Origin of the sequence: Pseudomonas sp. BF-RE-25 (assembly GCF_019956105.1) — a bacterium.
GTDB classification, from domain to species: Bacteria; Pseudomonadota; Gammaproteobacteria; order Pseudomonadales; family Pseudomonadaceae; genus Aquipseudomonas; species Aquipseudomonas migulae.
This window is the reverse complement of sequence record NZ_JAHBDB010000047.1, coordinates 23,440-40,687: the sequence shown is the minus strand read 5'-3', so window position 1 is coordinate 40,687 and position 17,248 is coordinate 23,440. Positions and strand designations below refer to the sequence as shown.

At 60.4% G+C, this 17,248-nt stretch carries 17 protein-coding genes and 1 pseudogene; 6 read left to right on the top strand and 12 right to left on the bottom strand.

The window, feature by feature from the left end; all coding sequences use genetic code 11:
• The coding region (locus tag KGB24_RS21030) for a DUF6124 family protein (RefSeq protein ID WP_223474860.1) at positions 1–234 on the top strand (234 nt) is incomplete at its 5' end.
• A gap of 20 nt (positions 235–254) precedes the next feature.
• Here the strand turns inward: KGB24_RS21030 and KGB24_RS21025 are convergent.
• Together KGB24_RS21025 and KGB24_RS21020 are read right to left on the bottom strand one after the other, a co-directional pair.
• Positions 255–1,118 (bottom strand): phosphatase PAP2 family protein, encoded by an 864-nt coding sequence (locus KGB24_RS21025; protein WP_223415920.1) that lies wholly within the window; start codon positions 1,116–1,118, stop codon positions 255–257.
• Between the two features lie 8 nt (positions 1,119–1,126).
• The gene (locus KGB24_RS21020; protein WP_223415919.1) at positions 1,127–1,798 is read right to left on the bottom strand and encodes a histidine phosphatase family protein; all 672 of its coding nucleotides are present in this window, start codon (positions 1,796–1,798) and stop codon (positions 1,127–1,129) included.
• A 258-nt stretch (positions 1,799–2,056) separates the two neighbouring features.
• On the opposite strand from KGB24_RS21020, the pseudogene KGB24_RS29455 reads away from it, so the two are divergent.
• Positions 2,057–3,070 (top strand): annotated as a pseudogene (locus KGB24_RS29455) (methyl-accepting chemotaxis protein); the annotation flags it as partial.
• A 42-nt stretch (positions 3,071–3,112) separates the two neighbouring features.
• Positions 3,113–3,976, top strand: a complete 864-nt coding sequence (locus KGB24_RS29450; RefSeq protein WP_411736724.1) for a methyl-accepting chemotaxis protein — start codon at positions 3,113–3,115, stop codon at positions 3,974–3,976.
• Positions 3,977–4,154: 178 nt separating this feature from the next.
• Here KGB24_RS29450 and KGB24_RS21010 read toward each other — a convergent pair whose 3' ends face one another.
• From KGB24_RS21010 to KGB24_RS20970, 9 genes are all read right to left on the bottom strand, one after another.
• A complete protein-coding gene (locus tag KGB24_RS21010; protein ID WP_223415918.1) occupies positions 4,155–4,367 on the bottom strand; it encodes a FitA-like ribbon-helix-helix domain-containing protein in 213 nt (70 codons plus the stop codon).
• A gap of 68 nt (positions 4,368–4,435) precedes the next feature.
• Complete coding sequence (locus KGB24_RS21005; protein ID WP_008036566.1) at positions 4,436–4,804, bottom strand: glyoxalase superfamily protein; 369 nt, start codon at positions 4,802–4,804, stop codon at positions 4,436–4,438.
• Between the two features lie 155 nt (positions 4,805–4,959).
• Complete coding sequence (locus tag KGB24_RS21000) at positions 4,960–6,435, bottom strand: N-acyl-D-amino-acid deacylase family protein (protein WP_223415917.1); 1,476 nt, start codon at positions 6,433–6,435, stop codon at positions 4,960–4,962.
• A 1-nt stretch (position 6,436) separates the two neighbouring features.
• Positions 6,437–7,297 carry a MurR/RpiR family transcriptional regulator gene (locus KGB24_RS20995; protein ID WP_008029861.1) on the bottom strand — a complete coding sequence of 287 codons (861 nt, stop codon included), beginning with the start codon at positions 7,295–7,297 and terminating at the stop codon, positions 6,437–6,439.
• 15 nt (positions 7,298–7,312) lie between these two features.
• The gene (locus tag KGB24_RS20990) at positions 7,313–8,662 is read right to left on the bottom strand and encodes a gluconate:H+ symporter (RefSeq protein WP_192227665.1); all 1,350 of its coding nucleotides are present in this window, start codon (positions 8,660–8,662) and stop codon (positions 7,313–7,315) included.
• 311 nt (positions 8,663–8,973) lie between these two features.
• Positions 8,974–10,419: a SulP family inorganic anion transporter gene (locus KGB24_RS20985; protein ID WP_192417450.1), complete on the bottom strand. Its 1,446-nt coding sequence runs from the start codon at positions 10,417–10,419 to the stop codon at positions 8,974–8,976.
• Between the two features lie 196 nt (positions 10,420–10,615).
• Positions 10,616–11,509 (bottom strand): NAD-dependent epimerase/dehydratase family protein, encoded by an 894-nt coding sequence (locus KGB24_RS20980; RefSeq protein WP_223415916.1) that lies wholly within the window; start codon positions 11,507–11,509, stop codon positions 10,616–10,618.
• Positions 11,510–11,612: 103 nt separating this feature from the next.
• Entirely contained in the window at positions 11,613–12,524 is a 912-nt protein-coding gene (locus tag KGB24_RS20975) for a LysR family transcriptional regulator (protein ID WP_008024659.1), read from the bottom strand.
• 145 nt (positions 12,525–12,669) lie between these two features.
• Positions 12,670–13,260, bottom strand: a complete 591-nt coding sequence (locus KGB24_RS20970) for an NAD(P)H-dependent oxidoreductase (RefSeq protein WP_223415915.1) — start codon at positions 13,258–13,260, stop codon at positions 12,670–12,672.
• Positions 13,261–13,422: 162 nt separating this feature from the next.
• On the opposite strand from KGB24_RS20970, the gene KGB24_RS20965 reads away from it, so the two are divergent.
• A complete protein-coding gene (locus KGB24_RS20965; protein ID WP_008024657.1) occupies positions 13,423–13,737 on the top strand; it encodes a putative quinol monooxygenase in 315 nt (104 codons plus the stop codon).
• Here KGB24_RS20965 and KGB24_RS20960 read toward each other — a convergent pair.
• Positions 13,727–14,491 (bottom strand): sulfite exporter TauE/SafE family protein, encoded by a 765-nt coding sequence (locus KGB24_RS20960; protein ID WP_223415914.1) that lies wholly within the window; start codon positions 14,489–14,491, stop codon positions 13,727–13,729. The genes KGB24_RS20965 and KGB24_RS20960 overlap by 11 nt on opposite strands.
• Positions 14,492–14,699: 208 nt before the next feature.
• On the opposite strand from KGB24_RS20960, the gene KGB24_RS20955 reads away from it, so the two are divergent.
• Positions 14,700–15,602 (top strand): LysR substrate-binding domain-containing protein, encoded by a 903-nt coding sequence (locus KGB24_RS20955; protein WP_223415913.1) that lies wholly within the window; start codon positions 14,700–14,702, stop codon positions 15,600–15,602.
• Between the two features lie 103 nt (positions 15,603–15,705).
• Positions 15,706–17,109, top strand: coding sequence for an amino acid permease (locus KGB24_RS20950; protein ID WP_008024654.1), 1,404 nt, complete (start codon positions 15,706–15,708; stop codon positions 17,107–17,109).
• The last annotated feature ends 139 nt before the right edge of the window (positions 17,110–17,248 follow it).

Sequence of the window (17,248 nt, the reverse complement as noted above, 5' to 3'; positions counted from 1 at the left end):
ACTACCTCCCCATACCGCCCCAGCCCCTTCTTCACGATCCTTCCCGACATCGGCACTGAAAACCTCCTCGCCCATGCCTGCGAGTCATTGGCATCCGCCAGCGTCATGACCAGCGATTTAGCCACCTACCTCGATGGTTCACAGCGCAACACCGCGCTGGCCATTGCGCAAATCATCATGCTGGCGGAGCTGGCAGTGAACCAGGCACTGGATAACGTTGATCCGCAGGAGTAGGCAGGCATACCGCGTCATCGTTAATCGCGAGCAGGCTCGCTCCCACACTGGACCGCGTTCCCTTGCGGGAGCGAGCCTGCTCGCGATGACGGACGACCAGCCGACAGTGATGTCATCTGATCCACCGGCACATCCAGCCGCGCTCGCCCATAAAACGCCAACGCCGTCAGCAAACACGCCAGCCACACGAAGATCCCGGCCCAAAACGTGTGGGACATGTAGTGCCAGCCTTGCAGGACCCGTGTCGTGCCGTAGACAAAACCGAGCAGCAGCGAGCCGTACATCAGCGCTTTCGAATAGCGCCAGCGATAGCGGCGCGCCACGAAGTACAACGCCAGCATGGTGAACCCGCCCGAAGCATGCCCGCCCGGCCAGCAGCGCCCCTCACCGGCTTCCCTGAACAGTTGGAAGTTTTCGTACCACTCCATGTGAGCAATTTTCCCGCCATACAGGGTCGTCTCAATTGGGCAATACACGCTGGTGTGCGCCTTGAGGAAATGGATCACCCCGGTGCAAATGGCGAACGCGAACACCACAAACAGAAAATCCCGACGATGGTCATAGGCAAACTTCAGCACCGGAGCGGCTTTGCTCCGCTCCAGGAATCGGCCAAGACGCGGTCGCTTTTGCGGGTTGATCAGCGGCCAGACAAACGACAGCATCGCGCCGATCAAGGCAATTTCAGCAGTCCAGTTCGGAATGATGCGCGCCCATTTATGGGTGAGCTTTTCAAAGAAGTGAACCTGGTCGAGCGGGAAGGTCTGGGTCAGCGGATCAAAAAAAAGATTACTGAACGCGATGTCGATTTTGGTCATGTCGAACATCAGAAAAACGGCGGCTGCGCAGGCCAGTGGAATACCGAAGTTGAAGTAGTAAAAACGCATGGGATTACTCATTGGCTGGTCACCGAGCGCCAGTCGGAAGCCTCGATGTAACCAAGCATTCGCGGCGCCTGTAGCGATTCGGCGGAGATAAACAAAGAGGCGCCATAGCCAAGAGTGGCCGTCGGCAGCTTGAGGCCTTTCTCGATCTGCGCCATGCATTCACTGTGGGTCACCAGAATCAGATTACGCCCTGGCACTTTGTGCGCCAGCGCGTCACGCAACATAGTGCCCTTGCAATTGATCAACCACTCCTCATGGGTACTCACCTTGTTGAACATGTAGGAGGCCGTCTGCGCGGTCCGCATCATCGGGCTGTTGTAAATGTCAGCCTCGCCCAGGCCGAGCCTTTCGAATTGCGCACCGACACTCACGGCGACGCTGCGCGAACGATCCGTGATGCCGTCATTGCCCGTCAGACACGCGGCCGTCGAGTGATCGCAGCGCTCGACATGGCGCACCAGCACAATCATGTCGCCCTTGGCCCAACCGGATAACAACGCCCGGGCACCCGCGACATTGCCATGGGCCAGGTCCGGAACGGCGGCAGGCCGCAACAGCCAGACGGTCAACGGGATCACCAACAGCGCCGAGGCGAGTACCACTGCAGTGTTTCGATAGCGGGTAAAACGGCTCAGATCAATCGAGCGTTTGACCCCGAACAGACTCAGTCTCAATTCCACATCAGGCCGCCTCACCGGCATGCATCACTTACATTCGATGCCGCGAGGGTAGAGAGGCTCGCGTCGGCAGCCGGTGAAACCCATGTGAAAAAAAGCTTAAGCCCCCTGCAAAAACTTTTGTTACAGAACCGTCTGACAAAATCCTTTCAGCTCTCGCGATTGCTGCCGATACAGACCTGCTACACACCCTTGGCTACCAAAAACAACAATCTTCCAGCCAACCGACGACCAAAAGCGCAACGTTCCTGGAGGAATTTGATGAATAGCTGGTTCGGCAACATCAGCGTGAACATGAAACTGGGCCTGGGGTTTGGCCTGGTCCTGGCACTGACCTGCGTCCTCGCCCTGACCGGCTGGACGAGCCTGGGCAGCCTGATTGACCGCAGCAACTGGATGAGTGACATCACCCAGCTCAATGCCGGCCTGACCAAACTGCGTGTGGTTCGCCTGCAATACATGCTGACCAACGGCGATGAAACCACCGCGCAGAACGTCCAGACCACCCTGGATGCGTTTGCCGCTCAGCAACAAGCGCTGCTGGTGAAGTTCAAGAGCCCGGAAAACCTCAAGTTGCTCAAAGAGCAAGGTACGCAAATTGACGCGTACAAAACGTCCCTGAACAAAATGCGCAGCGCCTACCGTTCCGGCAACAGCGCGCGCGACGCCATGGGTACCAACGCGGAAAACGCGAATTCGCTGATCAACGCCATCAGTACCCGTGTACAACAAATGCCGTTGAGCGATCAGCGCTTCGAACAATTCCAGGCCATCACCGCCGCCAAGGAAGCGTTCATGCTGGCCCGTTACGAAGTGCGTGGTTATACCGCGACCACCAACGCCGAGACCGAGCAGAAAGCCGTCGGCCAACTGGATGCGGCCATCGCCAGCCTGAAACAACTCAATGTGCAATTCGCCGACACGATGCTGGACGAGTTGCGTCAGCTGGAAACGGCATTGAGCAATTACCGCAGCGCTTTGCAGGCCTATAAGGCCGCGAGCAACGATGCTGTGCAGGCGCGCAAGGAAATGACCGATCAGGGCGCCGCCATCGTGACCCTCAGCGAGCAGCTGTATCAGATCCAGCTCGACCGTCGTGACGCCGAAAGCGCACAAGCCCGCACTCTGCAACTGATCAGCACCTTGCTGGCGTTGCTGGTCGGGATCATTGCTGCCGTCATCATCACCCGTCAGATCACCCGCCCGCTGCGCGACACGCTGGCAGTGGTCGAGCGCATCGCCGGCGGCGACCTGTCCCAGGACGTCAAAGTGACCCGCCGCGATGAACTCGGCGTATTGCAACAAGGCATCGCGCGCATGGGCGTGACCCTGCGTGACCTGATCAGCGGTATCCGCGACGGCGTTACCCAGATCGCCAGCGCCGCCGAAGAGTTGTCCGCTGTGACCGGGCAGACCAGCGCCGGCGTTAACAGCCAGAAGATCGAGACCGATCAGGTGGCCACCGCCATGCACGAGATGACCGCCACCGTGCAGGAAGTCGCGCGCAATGCCGAAGAAGCGTCACAAGCAGCGGCCGCCGCCGACGGCGAAGCCCGCGAAGGCGACAAAGTGGTCAACGAAGCCATCGCCCAGATCGAGCGCCTGGCCAGCGAAGTGGTGCGTTCCACCGAAGCCATGAGCGTGCTGCAACACGAAAGCGACAAGATCGGCAGCGTCATGGACGTGATCAAGGCCGTGGCCGAACAGACCAACCTGCTGGCACTCAACGCCGCTATCGAAGCAGCGCGCGCCGGTGAAGCCGGTCGTGGTTTTGCCGTGGTGGCCGACGAAGTGCGTGGCCTGGCCCAGCGTACGCAGAAATCCACCGAGGAAATCGAAGGCCTGGTGGCCGGTTTGCAGAACGGCACGCAACAAGTGTCCGCCGTGATGAACAACAGCCGCGCCCTCACCGACAGCAGCGTCGCCCTGACCCGCAAGGCCGGCGTATCACTGGAAAACATCACCCGCACTGTGTCCAACATCCAGTCGATGAACCAGCAGATCGCTGCCGCCGCCGAACAGCAAAGCGCCGTGGCCGAAGAGATCAGCCGCAGCATCATCAACGTACGCGACGTGTCCGAACAGACCGCCGCTGCCAGCGACGAAACCGCTAAATCCAGTGTTGAACTGGCGCGGTTGGGGAATCAGTTGCAGATGATGGTGAGTCACTTCAGGGTTTGACGTTCACGTTGCGGTGAAGCAAAGGCCCATTCGCGGGCAAGCCTCGCTCCTACAGGGTTGATGTCGTTCGGAAAATCATCTGAACAACATCAACCCTGTAGGAGCGAGGCTTGCCCGCGAATGCAATCGAACAGACAACGGATACCTGGGATCAGCCCTTAGCCTCGCCTTCACCGCCTTAACGAAGGGGTAGATCTAACTCGATACCACCACTCTCTCTGAATCGATTATTGATTCGACTCCCCAAACCGCAGGTACGACCATTCGGGTCGAGCGCTTTCCTCAAGATGAAGAGAGCCTCCTCTTCAACTGAACGGCAATTACTCTCTGCCGCGATTCGCAATTGCTCGTAGATCTGCTGATCAAGATTGCCAATGGTAATGCTGGCCATAAGCGCCTCCTGTGCTCGTCGAAATTGAACGGACGACACTATCACGAGGCGTGATTTTTCCTGCCGCGTTACACACTAATCGCATTGGTAAACACCAACCGATTCCCGAACGGATCAGCGATGGTCATGTCCTGGCTGCCCCACGGCATGGCCTGAATCTGTGGGTGTGAAAACGTGTAGTCCTTGGCCAGCAATTGCTGCTGAAACGCCTCCAGCTCATCGGTCTCGATGCGCAGCGCCGAGCCCGGTGTGCTGTCGCCGTGATGTTCCGACAGGTGCAACACGCATTCGCCGCGGGAGACTTGCAGGTACAGCGGGAAATTCGGCTCGAAACGGTGCTGCCAGTCGATCTTGAAGCCGAGGAAGTCGACGTAGAACTCCACGGCCTTGTTTTCGTCGAAAATCCGCAGGATCGGGGTGGTTTTGCCGAAGCTCATCAAGTTGCTCCCAGACTGGTAAGGCCCAGAGTGTAGCCGGGCTAGTGTCAGCGCTTCGGCTTGGCGATGGCTTTCTTTAATTGCAATGTGCCATCACGTGAAGCAGTTCAAAAGATTTGTCGACTGATCCATCGCCATCGCTGGCAAGCCAGCTCCTACAGGGGACGGTGCAAGCCCTGAAAACCTGCGCGCAAATCGCCTTCCCGCGCCAGGAACCGCCCTTCCCGTTTCCCGTTAGCCTGCCCTTCGCTGTAACTCAACACACCGTTGACCCACACCCCGTCGATGCCTTCTGCCGCCCGCTGCGGATCGTTGAAATCCGCGACATCACGAATGGTTGCAGGATCGAACAACACCAGGTCGGCCCAATGCCCTTCACGGATTTCACCGCGTTCCTTCAAGCCGAATCGCGCCGCGGACAACCCAGTCATTTTGTGTACCGCGGTGTGCAGCGGAAACAGCCCGACATCGCGACTGAAATGTCCGAGGACGCGTGGGAAAGCGCCCCACAAACGTGGATGCGGGAACGGGTCTTCCGGCAAGCCGTCGGAACCGACCATCGACAGCGGATGCGCGAGGATGCTTCGTACATCCGACTCGTCCATTCCGTAGTACACCGCGCCAGCCGGTTGCAGCCGGCGAGCGGCCTCCAGCAGCGGAACGTTCCACTCGGCGGCGATATCCATCAGGTCGCGGCCACCGAGTTCCGGGTGCGGCGTGGACCAGGTGATGGTGATGCGATGAGCGTCGGTGACTTGCTTGAGGTCCAGGGTCGAAGAGCTCGCCGCGTAGGGATAACAATCGCAGCCCACCGGGTGGGTTTTCGCGGCCTCTTCAAGTGAGGCCAACAGTTGCGGACTGCGCCCCCAGTTACCGGCGCCGGCACATTTGAGGTGGGAAATGATCACCGGTGATTGCGCATGACGGCCGATCTGGAACGCCTCGTCCATGGCCTCCAGCACGGGCTCGAATTCGCTGCGCAAATGGGTGGTGTACACCGCGCCGAACGAGGTCAGTTCTTCGGTCAGTTGCATCACTTCATCGGTGGAAGCCGAGAACGCGCTGGCGTACGCCAGACCAGTGGACAGACCCAACGCGCCGGCTTCAAGGCTTTCGCGCAGTTGCTCACGCATCGCGCTGATTTCATCCGGCGTGGCCGTGCGAAACAGGTCGTCGAGGTGATTGCTGCGCAACGCGGTGTGGCCGACCAGGGCGGCGACGTTCAACGTGGTGTTCGCTGCTTCGACCGCCGCGCGGTAGTCGCGAAACGTCGGGTAAACAAAGGCCGCCGAGGTGCCGAGCAGGTTCATCGGGTCTGGCGGATCGCCCTTCAAACTCACCGGCGAAGCGCTGATCCCGCAGTTGCCGACGATCACCGTGGTCACGCCCTGGCTGAGCTTGGGCAGCATTTGCGGCTGGCGGATCACCACCGTGTCGTCGTGGGTGTGCACGTCGATGAAACCCGGCGCCAGCACTCGGCCGGCGGCGTCGATTACTTCGCTGGCAGTGGCGTCGTGCAGGTCGCCGATGCGCTCGATGCGGCCGTGCAGAATCGCCACGTCGGCGGGGTAACCGGGGGCGTTGCTGCCGTCGATGATCAGGGCGTTGCGAATCAGCGTGTCGTACATCATGTCAGTCTCCCAGCGGCAAGTGATCGTCGCCGCCGCGGTAATCGTCGAGGGCGAGTTTGATCCGCCGCAGACGTTCTTGATTGTCTTCAGGATTGGCCAGCGCCAGCTCGGTTGCGAGCACGTCGATGGCCAGCAACATGCCGTAGCGCGCCGCCGTGGGTTTGTAGATGAACGAGGTTTCCGCACTTTGCAGTGGCAGCACGATGTCGGCCAGTTGCGCCAACGGCGAGTCGCTGCGTGTGATGGCCAGAATCCTTGCGCCGTAGTTACGGGCCAGTTCCACCGTTTCGAGCAACTCAGGGGTGATGCCGGTCAGCGAGCAGACGATGACCACGTGCTCGGCACTGAGGCTGGCTGCGGTGACCCGCATCATCACCGGGTCGTGACACACCGAAATCGGGTAGCCGAAACGCACCAGCCGCACTTGCAGTTCATCGCTGCACAAGGTCGAGCAACCGCCCATGCCAAAGGCGTGAATCATCCGCGCCTTGCCCAACAGTTTCACCGCGTCGGCGAAGCGCGACTCGTCGAACGCCGACAGGTGCTGACGCAACGTCGACTCGATATCGCCGACGATCTGCCCATAGAACGCAGACTGATCGGGCGTGCCCGCCGGGTCGAGAAAACGGCTGCCGACGCCGCTGGCCTGCGCCAGTTGCAGGCGCAGGTCGCGCAAGTCGCGGCACCCCACCGTACGGGCGAAACGCGACAGTGTGGCGGTGCTGACTTCCGCTCTCAGCGCCAGCTCGTCGAGGCTGGCGGCAGAGGCAAATCCTACGTCGTCGAGCATCAGTCGCGCGATACGTCCTTCGCCGGCGCTGAAGGAGTCCTGACGGGCGCGGATCTGGTAGAGGATGTCCATGGCAGGCGGCTCCGGTTAAATCAGGTAAGAAAGACCCACGGTCAGCGCGAAGGCGACCAGCGAAATAATGGTCTCCAGCACGGTCCAGGTCTTGAACGTCTGGGTGACGCTCATGTTGAAGTATTCCTTGATCAACCAGAAGCCGCCGTCGTTGACGTGGGAAAAGATCACCGACCCGGCGCCGGTCGCCAGCACCAGCAACTCCGGGTGCGGATAACCCAGACCGATGGCCACCGGCGCCACGATGCCGGAAGCGGTGGTCATGGCCACGGTGGCGGAACCGGTGGCGATGCGCATCAACGCGGCGAACAGCCAGCCCATCAGCAGCGGCGACAGGTGAAATTCGTGGGCCAGGCTGACGATCTGGTCGGTGACCCCGGCGTCCACCAGGATCCGGTTCAAACCGCCACCGGCGCCGACCAGCAAGGTGATGCTGGCGGTCGGTGCCAGGCATTCGTTGGTGAATTTGAGGATCGATTCACGGTTGAAGCCCTGGGCGAGGCCGAGGGTCCAGAAGCTCAGCAAGGTCGCCAGCAACAGCGCGATCACCGAGTTGCCGATGAACAGCAAAAACTGGTTGAAACCGCTGCCCGGCGTGGAAATCAGGTTGGCCCAACCGCCGATCAGCATCAACAGCACCGGCAACAGGATGGTCGCCATGGTGATGCCGAAACCCGGCAGGCTGTCGCGCGGTTCGCGCTCGAGGAACTGGCGTTCCAGCGGGTTTTCCGCCGGCAGTTGAATGCGCGGCACGATGAACTTGGCGTACAGCGGGCCGGCAATAATCGCCGTCGGAATGCCGATCAAAATCGCATACATCAACGTCTGCCCCACCGACGCCTGATACACCTGCACCGCCAGCATCGCCGCCGGGTGCGGCGGCACCAGGGCATGCACCACCGAGAGCCCGGCGACCATCGGCAAACCGACCATCAGGATCGACACACCGACCCGGCGCGCCACGGTAAACGCAATCGGCACCAGCAACACAAAACCGACTTCGAAGAACAGCGGCAGCCCGACCAGAAACGCAATGCAGACCATCGCCCAATGCGCGTTCTTCTCGCCGAAACGGTCGATCAAGGTGCGCGCCACCTGCTCGGCACCGCCGGACTCGGCCATCATCTTGCCGAGCATCGTGCCCAGCGCCACCACCAGCGCAATGTGCCCCAGGGTCTTGCCGACACCGGCCTCGTAGGCGCCGACCACGCCGGACGGCGGCATGCCGGCCAGCAATGCCAGGCCGATGGACACCAGGGTGATGACGATGAAGGGATTAAGCCGGTAACGGGCGATCAGAACGATCAGCGCGATGATGGCGATGGCGGCATATACCAGCAGCCAATAGCCGAAGGACAGGGTCATGCGGTACTCCTCGAAAGGGTCACGTCGAAAGTTTTGTGAAACTCTTAAAACATTTCGAAGCGTGAAACTCAAACGAGGTGAAAGTAATTTTCGTAGAGGGGTAAGGGTTGTCGCGCAGAGATATGCGGGGTCGGTGAATATGAAAATCAGGCACGCGAACTTTCATCCATTCCCCTGTAGGAGCGAGACCGGCTTGCCGGCGATGGGCGTCAACGATAACGCGCACTTCCTGAATCAACGCGTTGTCTGAACGTTTTTCGCGAGCAGGCTCGCTCCTACAGGGAATGGCCGCAGCCCAGAGGATTGATAGATCAGTCGTGATTCACCCGTGCGCGCTTGAGCAACTTCTTGCAGCGTTCGGACAAGTGCAGCACACGCAGGTGCTTGCCAGCCTTGGCGTAACGCTCGCGCAGGGTCTTCAGCGCCGCGATGGCCGAGTAGTCGACGAAGCTCAGGTGACGACAATCAATCGTCACCACGGACGGGTCATTGGCAGGGTCGAACTGGTTTAGAAACGGTGTAGTCGAGGCAAAAAACAGCGTGCCATGCAGCAGGTAAAGCTTGCTGCCGTCGGTTTCGAGGTGACTGTCGGCATACAGTTCGCGGGCCTGCTGCCAGGCAAAGTTGAGCGCTGCAATGATGATCCCGCAAAGCACGGCGGTGGCCAGGTCGGTGAACACCGTGATGACCGTTACGGCGACGATCACCAGCACATCGTTCAGCGGAACCTTGTTGACCACCCGCAGCGAAGCCCAGGCAAATGTCTGTTGCGACACCACGAACATCACCCCGACCAATGCGGCCAGCGGAATGCGCTCGATCAGCGGCGACAAGAACAAAATGAACAGCAGAATCAGCACGCCGGCCACCACACCGGAAAGCCGACCTCGGCCACCGGAGCTGAGGTTGATCACGGTCTGGCCGATCATCGCGCAACCGCCCATGCCGCCAAACACGCCGGAGACCATGTTGGCCGCGCCCAGCGCCACACACTCACGATCCGGGAAGCCACGGCTCTCGGTGATTTCGTCGGTCAGGTTCAGGGTCAGCAGGGTTTCCAGCAGGCCGACCAGCGCCATCAATATCGCGTAGGGGGCGATGATGCGCAGGGTGTCCAGCGTCCACGGAATGTCTGGCAAGGCCAGCGTCGGCAAGCCACCGGCGATGTGCGCCATGTCGCCCAGGGTGCGAGTCGGCAAGCCGAGCAGATACACCGCCAGCCCGACGCCCAGAATCGCCACCAGCGCTGGCGGCACGGCGCGGGTCAGGCGCGGCAGCAGATAGACGATCGCCATCGTCAGCGCCACCAATCCGCTCATCACATAAAGTGGTGAGCCGCTGAGCCAGTTGTCACCACTCTTGAAGTGTTCCAGTTGTGCCAGCGCGATGATGATCGCCAGGCCGTTGACGAAGCCGAGCATCACCGGATGCGGCACCATCCGCACCAGTTTGCCAAGTTTCAGCAACCCGAACGCCAGCATGATCAACCCGCCCAGCAACACCGTCGCGAGCAAGTACTGCACACCGTGCTGCACCACCAGCGCGACGATCACCACGGCCATCGAACCGGCCGCGCCCGACACCATGCCCGGCCGACCACCGAACAGCGCGGTCAGGGTGCAAATGATGAACGCGCCGTACAGGCCCATCAGCGGATTGAGGTGAGCCACCAGTGCGAAGGCGATGCATTCTGGCAATAAGGCGAAGGATGTGGTGAGCCCGGCCAGGACATCGGCGCGCAGACGGTTTGCTTTCATGGGGAGGACTGGACACAACTGGGGAAGAGGGGGCGGATGGTACGGAATTGAAGAGAACCCGGCCAGTTGTCGGGTTGCTGAAAAAGCTATCGCGAGCAGGCTCACTCCCACATTCGACCGCATTCCATCTGGAGGAACTCGTTCTAATGTGGGAGCGAGCCTGCTCGCGATGGCAGCGACGCGGTCTAAAGCGAACTCACACCATCTCGTTAAGAATCCACTCAACCACCGAAGTCCGCTTCGGCACCCAACCCAGCAATGCCCGCGCATGCTTGCCGCGCACCCGGCTGTTGGAACCCAAACCGTAGTTGGCCATTTCATAACCCCACTCGGCTTCGGCGTCTTTCAACGGCCAGTCTTGCGGCTCAGCGAGATTCAACGCCTGGGCAATCGCCGTGGTCATGTCGACGAACGACGCTTCACCGCTCTCAACGAAATAGAACGTGCCCGGTACGTTTTTGGTCAGCGCCAGCAGATACAGGGACACCACGTCCTCGATGTGCACGTTGGACCAGATGTTCTGGCCGGTGCCGACATGCCGAACCACGCCACTTTTGCGTGCCTGTTTCAGCAGGCGCGGCAACTGCACGCTGTCGCGATTGACGCCCAGGCTGTGGCCGTAGATCAGCGTGTTACAGATGACCGCCGAGTTCACCCCGTCGTTCGCCGCATCGAGGATCAGGTTGTCGATGGCCACGCGGGCCGCCTTGTCGACAGTAGGCTCCGGCAGCGTGTCTTCATAATAAATGGCGTCGCCGAACTGACCGCCCGACGCATCGCCGACGATGCTCGAACCGCTGGTGTGCAGGAAAACCTTGTTGGAACCGCGCAAGGCATTGACCAAGGCTTCCACCGCGCCGCGATGGTCGCTGCTGGCGGCGTTGATCACCGCGTCGGCAGCGCGGGCCTGTTCGGCCAATAGTGCGCTGTCGTCAAGAGTGCCGATGACCGCCGTGATGCCCAACGCGCTCAGTTCATTGGCTTGTTCGCTGCTGCGCACCAGGCCGGTGACCTTGTGGCCAGCGCGAACCAGGCCCGTAGCGATGGAGCCGCCGATGAAACCTGCGGCGCCGGTAACGAATACGTTCATGGAGAAACTCCCTGCGTGAATAAGTGATGCAACGAGTATCAAGCAGTCATCACGACTGAAAAATCCCCGTTGACCCAATTCACTCTTGCGCAGGAGTCATGAATCAACCTTCAAAATCCGCATTCGCGTACACCGCCAATTTGCCCTGGATAAAGTCCAGGAAGCACTGAATCCGCAGGGCCAGCTGCGAGTTGCGGTAATAGACCGCGTTGATCGGCTGGCGATAACCGCTGTTGAAATCCGCCAGCAGCACTTTCAGGCGCCCGGCACGGATGTCTTCGATGGTCATGAAATGCGACAGGCTGGCAATGCCCTGACCTTCCAGCGCCAGGTGCCTGATCGTCTCGCCGCTGGACGCGCTGATGGACGCCTGAATCGGCCAGCGGTCACCATGCACATAACGCAGCGGCCATTGGTTGAGGCCTTCATTGTGGGTGAAGCCCAACAGCGCGTGCCCGCTCAGGTCCTCGACCACCAGCGGTGTGCCGTGTTGCTCAAGGTAAGCCGGGCTGGCGACGATGTGCAGCGGGCTGCAACCCAGCGAGCGGGCGTGCAGGGTCGAGTCGGCCAGCGTGCCGATGCGGATGGCGATGTCGGTGCTTTGCTCGAGCAGGTCGATGATCAGGTCGTTGCTGTTGAGTTCGAGCTGGATGTCCGGGTAGAGCCGGCGGAACTCGTCGATGTACGGCACGATGGCGTGCAGCATGAACGGCGAGGCGGCGTTGATCCGCAGACGCCCGGACGGGGTTTGCTGACGTGAACTGAGGCGTTCTTCAAGTTCCTCCATCTGATCGAGAATCAGTTTGGCGTGCTCGAAGAAATACTTGCCCTCCTCCGTCAGGTCCATGCGCCGCGTGGTGCGGTTGATCAGCGTGGTATCGAGCTTGGCCTCCAGCCGCGACAATGTGCGGCTGACCGCCGAAGGCGTCTGCCCGACCTGTTCGGCCGCAGCGGAAATCGATCCGCACTCAATCACGCAGACGAAAATCTGCAACTCATCGGATCTGGCTTTCACGTGTGTCCTCTTTTGCCTATCGGCGTGGCATGAATCGCCAAGATCGCAGCCTTCGGCAGCTCCTACATGATTTGGCGTACACCTGTAGGAGCTGCCGAAGGCTGCGATCTTTCCGGCCGTTGCGACGGATATTAGCCTTAAACGCTTATACCGACAGGCCGAACACCTCGCTCAGGTGCTGCTCATAACGCGCCACATCACCTTCGATGTTCGGGCGTTTCATCACATCAACCGCCAGGAACGTCGGCAAACCGGTCATGCCAAGGAATTCGTTGGCCTTGTGGAACGGGAAGTACACCGCGTCCACGCCCTTGCCTTCGAAGAAGTCGGTCGGGTCGTCGAAGGCTTGCTGCGGCGCATTCCAGGTCAGAGACAACATGTATTGCTTGCCCTGCACCAAACCACCGCTGCCGTACTTTTGCGAAGCATCGGAACGGGTGCGGCCGTCACTGGCGTAGAGGCTGCCGTGGCCTTCGGTGAAGACTTCGTCGATGTACTTTTTCACGGTCCACGGCGCGCCCATCCACCAGCCCGGCATTTGATAAATGATCACGTCGGCCCAGAGGAATTTGGCCACTTCTTCAGCGACGTCGTAGCCCTCGTCGATGAAGGTGGTTTTCACGTCAACGCCGCCGCGATCCAGCACGCTCAACGCGGCTTCATGCAGGGTGGTGTTGTAGCGGCCATCGGAGTGCGCAAACTTTTTGCCGCCATTGAGCAACAGTACTTTTTTCATGAGGAATCTCGGAAGGGTCAGAAAGTGGATGGCGGCAGGTTAGCGACCGGCCTCGCGCGGAATAAGCCCTGAATTCGCAAAATTCATTTGACCTATACGCACGAATCAACAGGTGATTGTTGCCATAAACTGGCGCCGATTCTGACTTTGAGGAGACTCCTGATGAGTGAAATACAAGGCTTCATCCTGCACGCCAAAACCCGCCCGGAAAAATCCGACGCCTTCGAAGCGTTCTTCCGCGGCTATGTCGAAGCGAGTCGTGCCGAGCCGGGCTGCATCGAGTACCACATGCTGCGCGACAAACAGGACCCGACGCTGTTTATCTTCTTCGAGATCTGGCAATCCCAGGCGCACCTCGACGTGCACTCGAACCTGCCGCACATGAAGCAGTTCCTCGAACAGCGCGACGAATTCCTGGAACAGGATTTCGATATCCGCGCCATCGAGATGCTCAGCCCGTCGTCCGCTACCCGCTGATCAGCAAGTGGCCGCCGAGCAAACCGAGGCCGATGAAGAACACGCGCTTGAACAGCACGGCGCTGATCCGCTGGCGCAGCCATTGCCCGAGCAACATGCCGAGCACCGCCGGGATCAGCGCCAGCAATGACGCGCTCAATTCGCCACCGCCCAGCGCCCCGCGCCACAACAGGCCGGCAGCGAGGGCGAGGGTCGATACGGTGAACGACAGGCCCAGCGCCTGCACCAGCTCATCCTTGTTCAAACCCAGTGCTTGCAGATACGGCACCGCCGGAATCACGAAGACGCCAGTGGCGGAGGTGATCACGCCGGTCAGCACGCCGCACAGCGGACCGAGCCAGCGCTCGGTCTGACGGCTGACGCGCAAAGTCGGCAGGAACAAACCGCTCAACGCATAGAGCAGCAATGCCGCGCCCAACCCCCGCACCACCCAATGACCACCCGCCATGCCGATCCACACCGTCCCGGCACCGGTGCCGATGAAGATTGCAAGCAGCATCGGCCACAGCCGCCTGACCAACCCGTGCAAATGCCCGCCGAATGCCAGTTGCCAGACGTTGGTCAGGGTTGCTGGAATGATCAGCAGCGCGGCAGCCTGCGACGGCGCCATAGCCAGACCGAGCAGGCCCATGGCGATGGTTGGCAGGCCGAGGCCGATCACGCCTTTGATCATGCCGGCCAGAAGGAAGGTGGCGATGACCAGCAGAGAAAGGGCCAGACCAAGGTTTTGGTAGAACGTGGCGAGTGTATTCATGGGCTGATCCTGCGCCTGGATTGGTCGTGTGAAAATTCGCCATATACTGAGGATGCCTCTTGTTTTGATAGAGGCTTAAAAAGTTGTCGATGCTTCTGGCGTCTTCGCGGGCAAGCCTCGCTCCTACAGGGGTTGCGCAAATCGTGTAGGAGCGAGGCTTGCCCGCGAAGGCGGCTGCCCAGTCAACACACTTCCCGAGGCTGTACCCATGCACTTCGACCTCACCGACCTGCGCCTCTACCTGAACATCCTCGACACCGGCAACATCACCGCCGGCGCCGCGCGCAGCCATTTATCCCTGGCGGCGGCAAGCGCGCGAATCCGCGCGATGGAGGCTTCGCTCGGCATCGACTTTCTGGAACGCGGTCGTCGCGGCGTCACCCCCACTTCCGCCGGAAAAGCCCTCGCGCAACACGCCCGAATGCTGCTGCAACACGCCGACCGTATGCAGCAGGACCTGGCCGAATACGCCAAAGGCGTCAAAGGTCAGGTGCGTTTGTTATGCAACACCACGGCAATCACCGAGTACCTGCCGGAAGTGCTGGCGGACTTCCTCTGCCGCCATCCCAACCTCGACATTGATCTGCAGGAATTGCCGAGCCTGCGCATCGTCCATGCACTGCATCAGGGTGCGGCGGACCTTGGCATCGTCTCCGACGCCGTCGACACCCACGCCCTCGAAACCCAGCCCTTTCGCGACGATCCGCTGGTGCTGATCATGCCGCATGGGCATCCATTGGCTGACGGCGCAACACCGAGCTTCAGCGAGACGCTGCATCACGATTACGTCGGCCTGAGTGCCAACAGCGCACTGGCGGTGTACCTCGAAGAACAGGCGCTGCACGCGGGCGTGCGCATGCAGATCCGCATCCGGGCGGAAGGCTTCGACGGGGTGATTCGCATGGTCGCTCGCGGCGCCGGGCTGGCGATTGTGCCGTTGGCGGCGATCGAGCGCCGGGCCGTCGATCAACCGTTCAAGCACGTTGCCCTGCAGGAAGCCTGGGCGCAGCGCAAACTGCTGCTGTGCGCCCGCTCGTTTGCTGGCCTGCCCGGTTACGCCAGAGCCCTGCTCGACGCGTTGTGCGCTGCAAACCGGGCCGGGAGCCTTTGAAAACCGGTGTTTGGCCCAACAGGCATCTGTATGACGAAGGCTGCGAAGAGTAATATCTGCCCTTTCAAATCAAGCCTGGCCACAACAACCAAAAGGGAACCAGATGGCGGATGAAATCTTGCAACAGGCAACGCTCAAGCGGGGGTTGAAAAATCGGCACATTCAACTGATCGCATTGGGCGGCGCCATTGGTACGGGGCTGTTCCTGGGCTCCGCCGGAGTGCTCAAGTCCGCCGGACCGTCGATGATCCTCGGCTATGCGATTGCCGGTTTCATCGCGTTCCTGATCATGCGCCAACTGGGCGAGATGATTGTCGAGGAACCCGTGGCCGGCTCGTTCAGCCACTTCGCGCACAACTACTGGGGCGGCTTTGCCGGTTTCCTGTCCGGCTGGAACTACTGGGTCCTGTATGTGCTGGTGGGCATGGCCGAGCTGACAGCCGTTGGCAAGTACGTGCAGTTCTGGTGGCCGGAGGTGCCGACCTGGGTCAGCGCGGCGGTGTTCTTTGTGTTGGTCAACCTGATCAATACGCTGAACGTCAAAGTCTTCGGCGAGATGGAGTTCTGGTTCGCGATCATCAAGGTCGTGGCCATCATCGGCATGATCCTCCTGGGCTGCTACATGCTGTTCAGCGGCACCGGCGGCCCGCAAGCATCGGTGAGCAACCTGTGGAGCCATGGTGGTTTCTTCCCCAATGGCACCAACGGTTTGCTGATGGCGATGGCGTTCATCATGTTCTCCTTCGGTGGCCTGGAACTGGTCGGCATCACCGCCGCTGAAGCCAGCGAACCGCGCAAGGTCATTCCCAAGGCCATCAACCAGGTGGTTTATCGGGTGCTGATCTTCTACGTCGGCGCCCTCACCGTGTTGCTGTCGCTGTACCCATGGGACCAACTGCTGCAGACACTGGGCGCCTCGGGCGACGCCTACAGCGGCAGTCCTTTCGTGCAGATTTTCGCCCTGATCGGCAGCGACACCGCCGCGCAGATCCTCAACTTCGTGGTGCTCACCGCCGCGCTCTCGGTCTACAACAGCGGCGTGTACTGCAACAGCCGCATGCTCTATGGCCTGGCCGAGCAAGGCGACGCGCCCAAAGTGCTGATGAAGTTGAACAAGCAAGGCGTTCCGTTGCTGGCACTGGGCGTTTCGGCGTTGATCACGATGCTGGCGGTGCTGGTCAACTACGTCGCACCGCATGAAGCGCTTGAGTTGTTGTTTGCCCTGGTGGTCGCGTCCTTGATGATCAACTGGGCGCTGATCAGCCTCACGCATTTGAAGTTCCGCAAGGCCATGGTCCAGCGCGGCATCGTGCCAGGCTTCAAGGCTTTCTGGTCGCCGTATACCAACTACCTGTGCCTGGCGTTCATGGCCGTGATCATCTGCGTTATCTGGATGATCCCGCCGGTGCGCGCCTCGGTGTACGCCATGCCGGTGTGGGTGTTGCTCATCTACGGCTGCTATCGGTTGCGCATGGCCAGGCACCGAAAGCTGTCTGTGACTCAGTAATCGCGTAAAAAAAACGCCCCGGCATTCGATGAATGCCGGGGCGTTTTTTATGGCGAGCGCAGTGAATCCAGCGTTTCTGGATACCTCGATGTCGAGCACAGACAACTGACGCCGCATCAAGCCCGATAGGGTGCGACTT

Excerpts from the sequence above, each read along its gene's own strand:
- KGB24_RS21025 (WP_223415920.1), bottom strand. The coding sequence starts at position 1,118 with ATGCGTTTTTACTACTTCAACTTCGGTATTCCACTGGCCTGCGCAGCC.
- KGB24_RS20965 (WP_008024657.1), top strand. The coding sequence starts at position 13,423 with ATGAGTGAAATACAAGGCTTCATCCTGCACGCCAAAACCCGCCCGGAA.
- KGB24_RS20995 (WP_008029861.1), bottom strand. The coding sequence starts at position 7,297 with ATGGACATCCTCTACCAGATCCGCGCCCGTCAGGACTCCTTCAGCGCC.
- KGB24_RS20985 (WP_192417450.1), bottom strand. The coding sequence starts at position 10,419 with ATGAAAGCAAACCGTCTGCGCGCCGATGTCCTGGCCGGGCTCACCACA.
- KGB24_RS21005 (WP_008036566.1), bottom strand. The coding sequence starts at position 4,804 with ATGAGCTTCGGCAAAACCACCCCGATCCTGCGGATTTTCGACGAAAAC.
- KGB24_RS21010 (WP_223415918.1), bottom strand. The coding sequence starts at position 4,367 with ATGGCCAGCATTACCATTGGCAATCTTGATCAGCAGATCTACGAGCAA.
- KGB24_RS21000 (WP_223415917.1), bottom strand. The coding sequence starts at position 6,435 with ATGATGTACGACACGCTGATTCGCAACGCCCTGATCATCGACGGCAGC.
- KGB24_RS20960 (WP_223415914.1), bottom strand. The coding sequence starts at position 14,491 with ATGAATACACTCGCCACGTTCTACCAAAACCTTGGTCTGGCCCTTTCT.
- KGB24_RS20950 (WP_008024654.1), top strand. The coding sequence starts at position 15,706 with ATGGCGGATGAAATCTTGCAACAGGCAACGCTCAAGCGGGGGTTGAAA.
- KGB24_RS29450 (WP_411736724.1), top strand. The coding sequence starts at position 3,113 with ATGGGCGTGACCCTGCGTGACCTGATCAGCGGTATCCGCGACGGCGTT.
- KGB24_RS20955 (WP_223415913.1), top strand. The coding sequence starts at position 14,700 with ATGCACTTCGACCTCACCGACCTGCGCCTCTACCTGAACATCCTCGAC.
- KGB24_RS20980 (WP_223415916.1), bottom strand. The coding sequence starts at position 11,509 with ATGAACGTATTCGTTACCGGCGCCGCAGGTTTCATCGGCGGCTCCATC.
- KGB24_RS20970 (WP_223415915.1), bottom strand. The coding sequence starts at position 13,260 with ATGAAAAAAGTACTGTTGCTCAATGGCGGCAAAAAGTTTGCGCACTCC.
- KGB24_RS20990 (WP_192227665.1), bottom strand. The coding sequence starts at position 8,662 with ATGACCCTGTCCTTCGGCTATTGGCTGCTGGTATATGCCGCCATCGCC.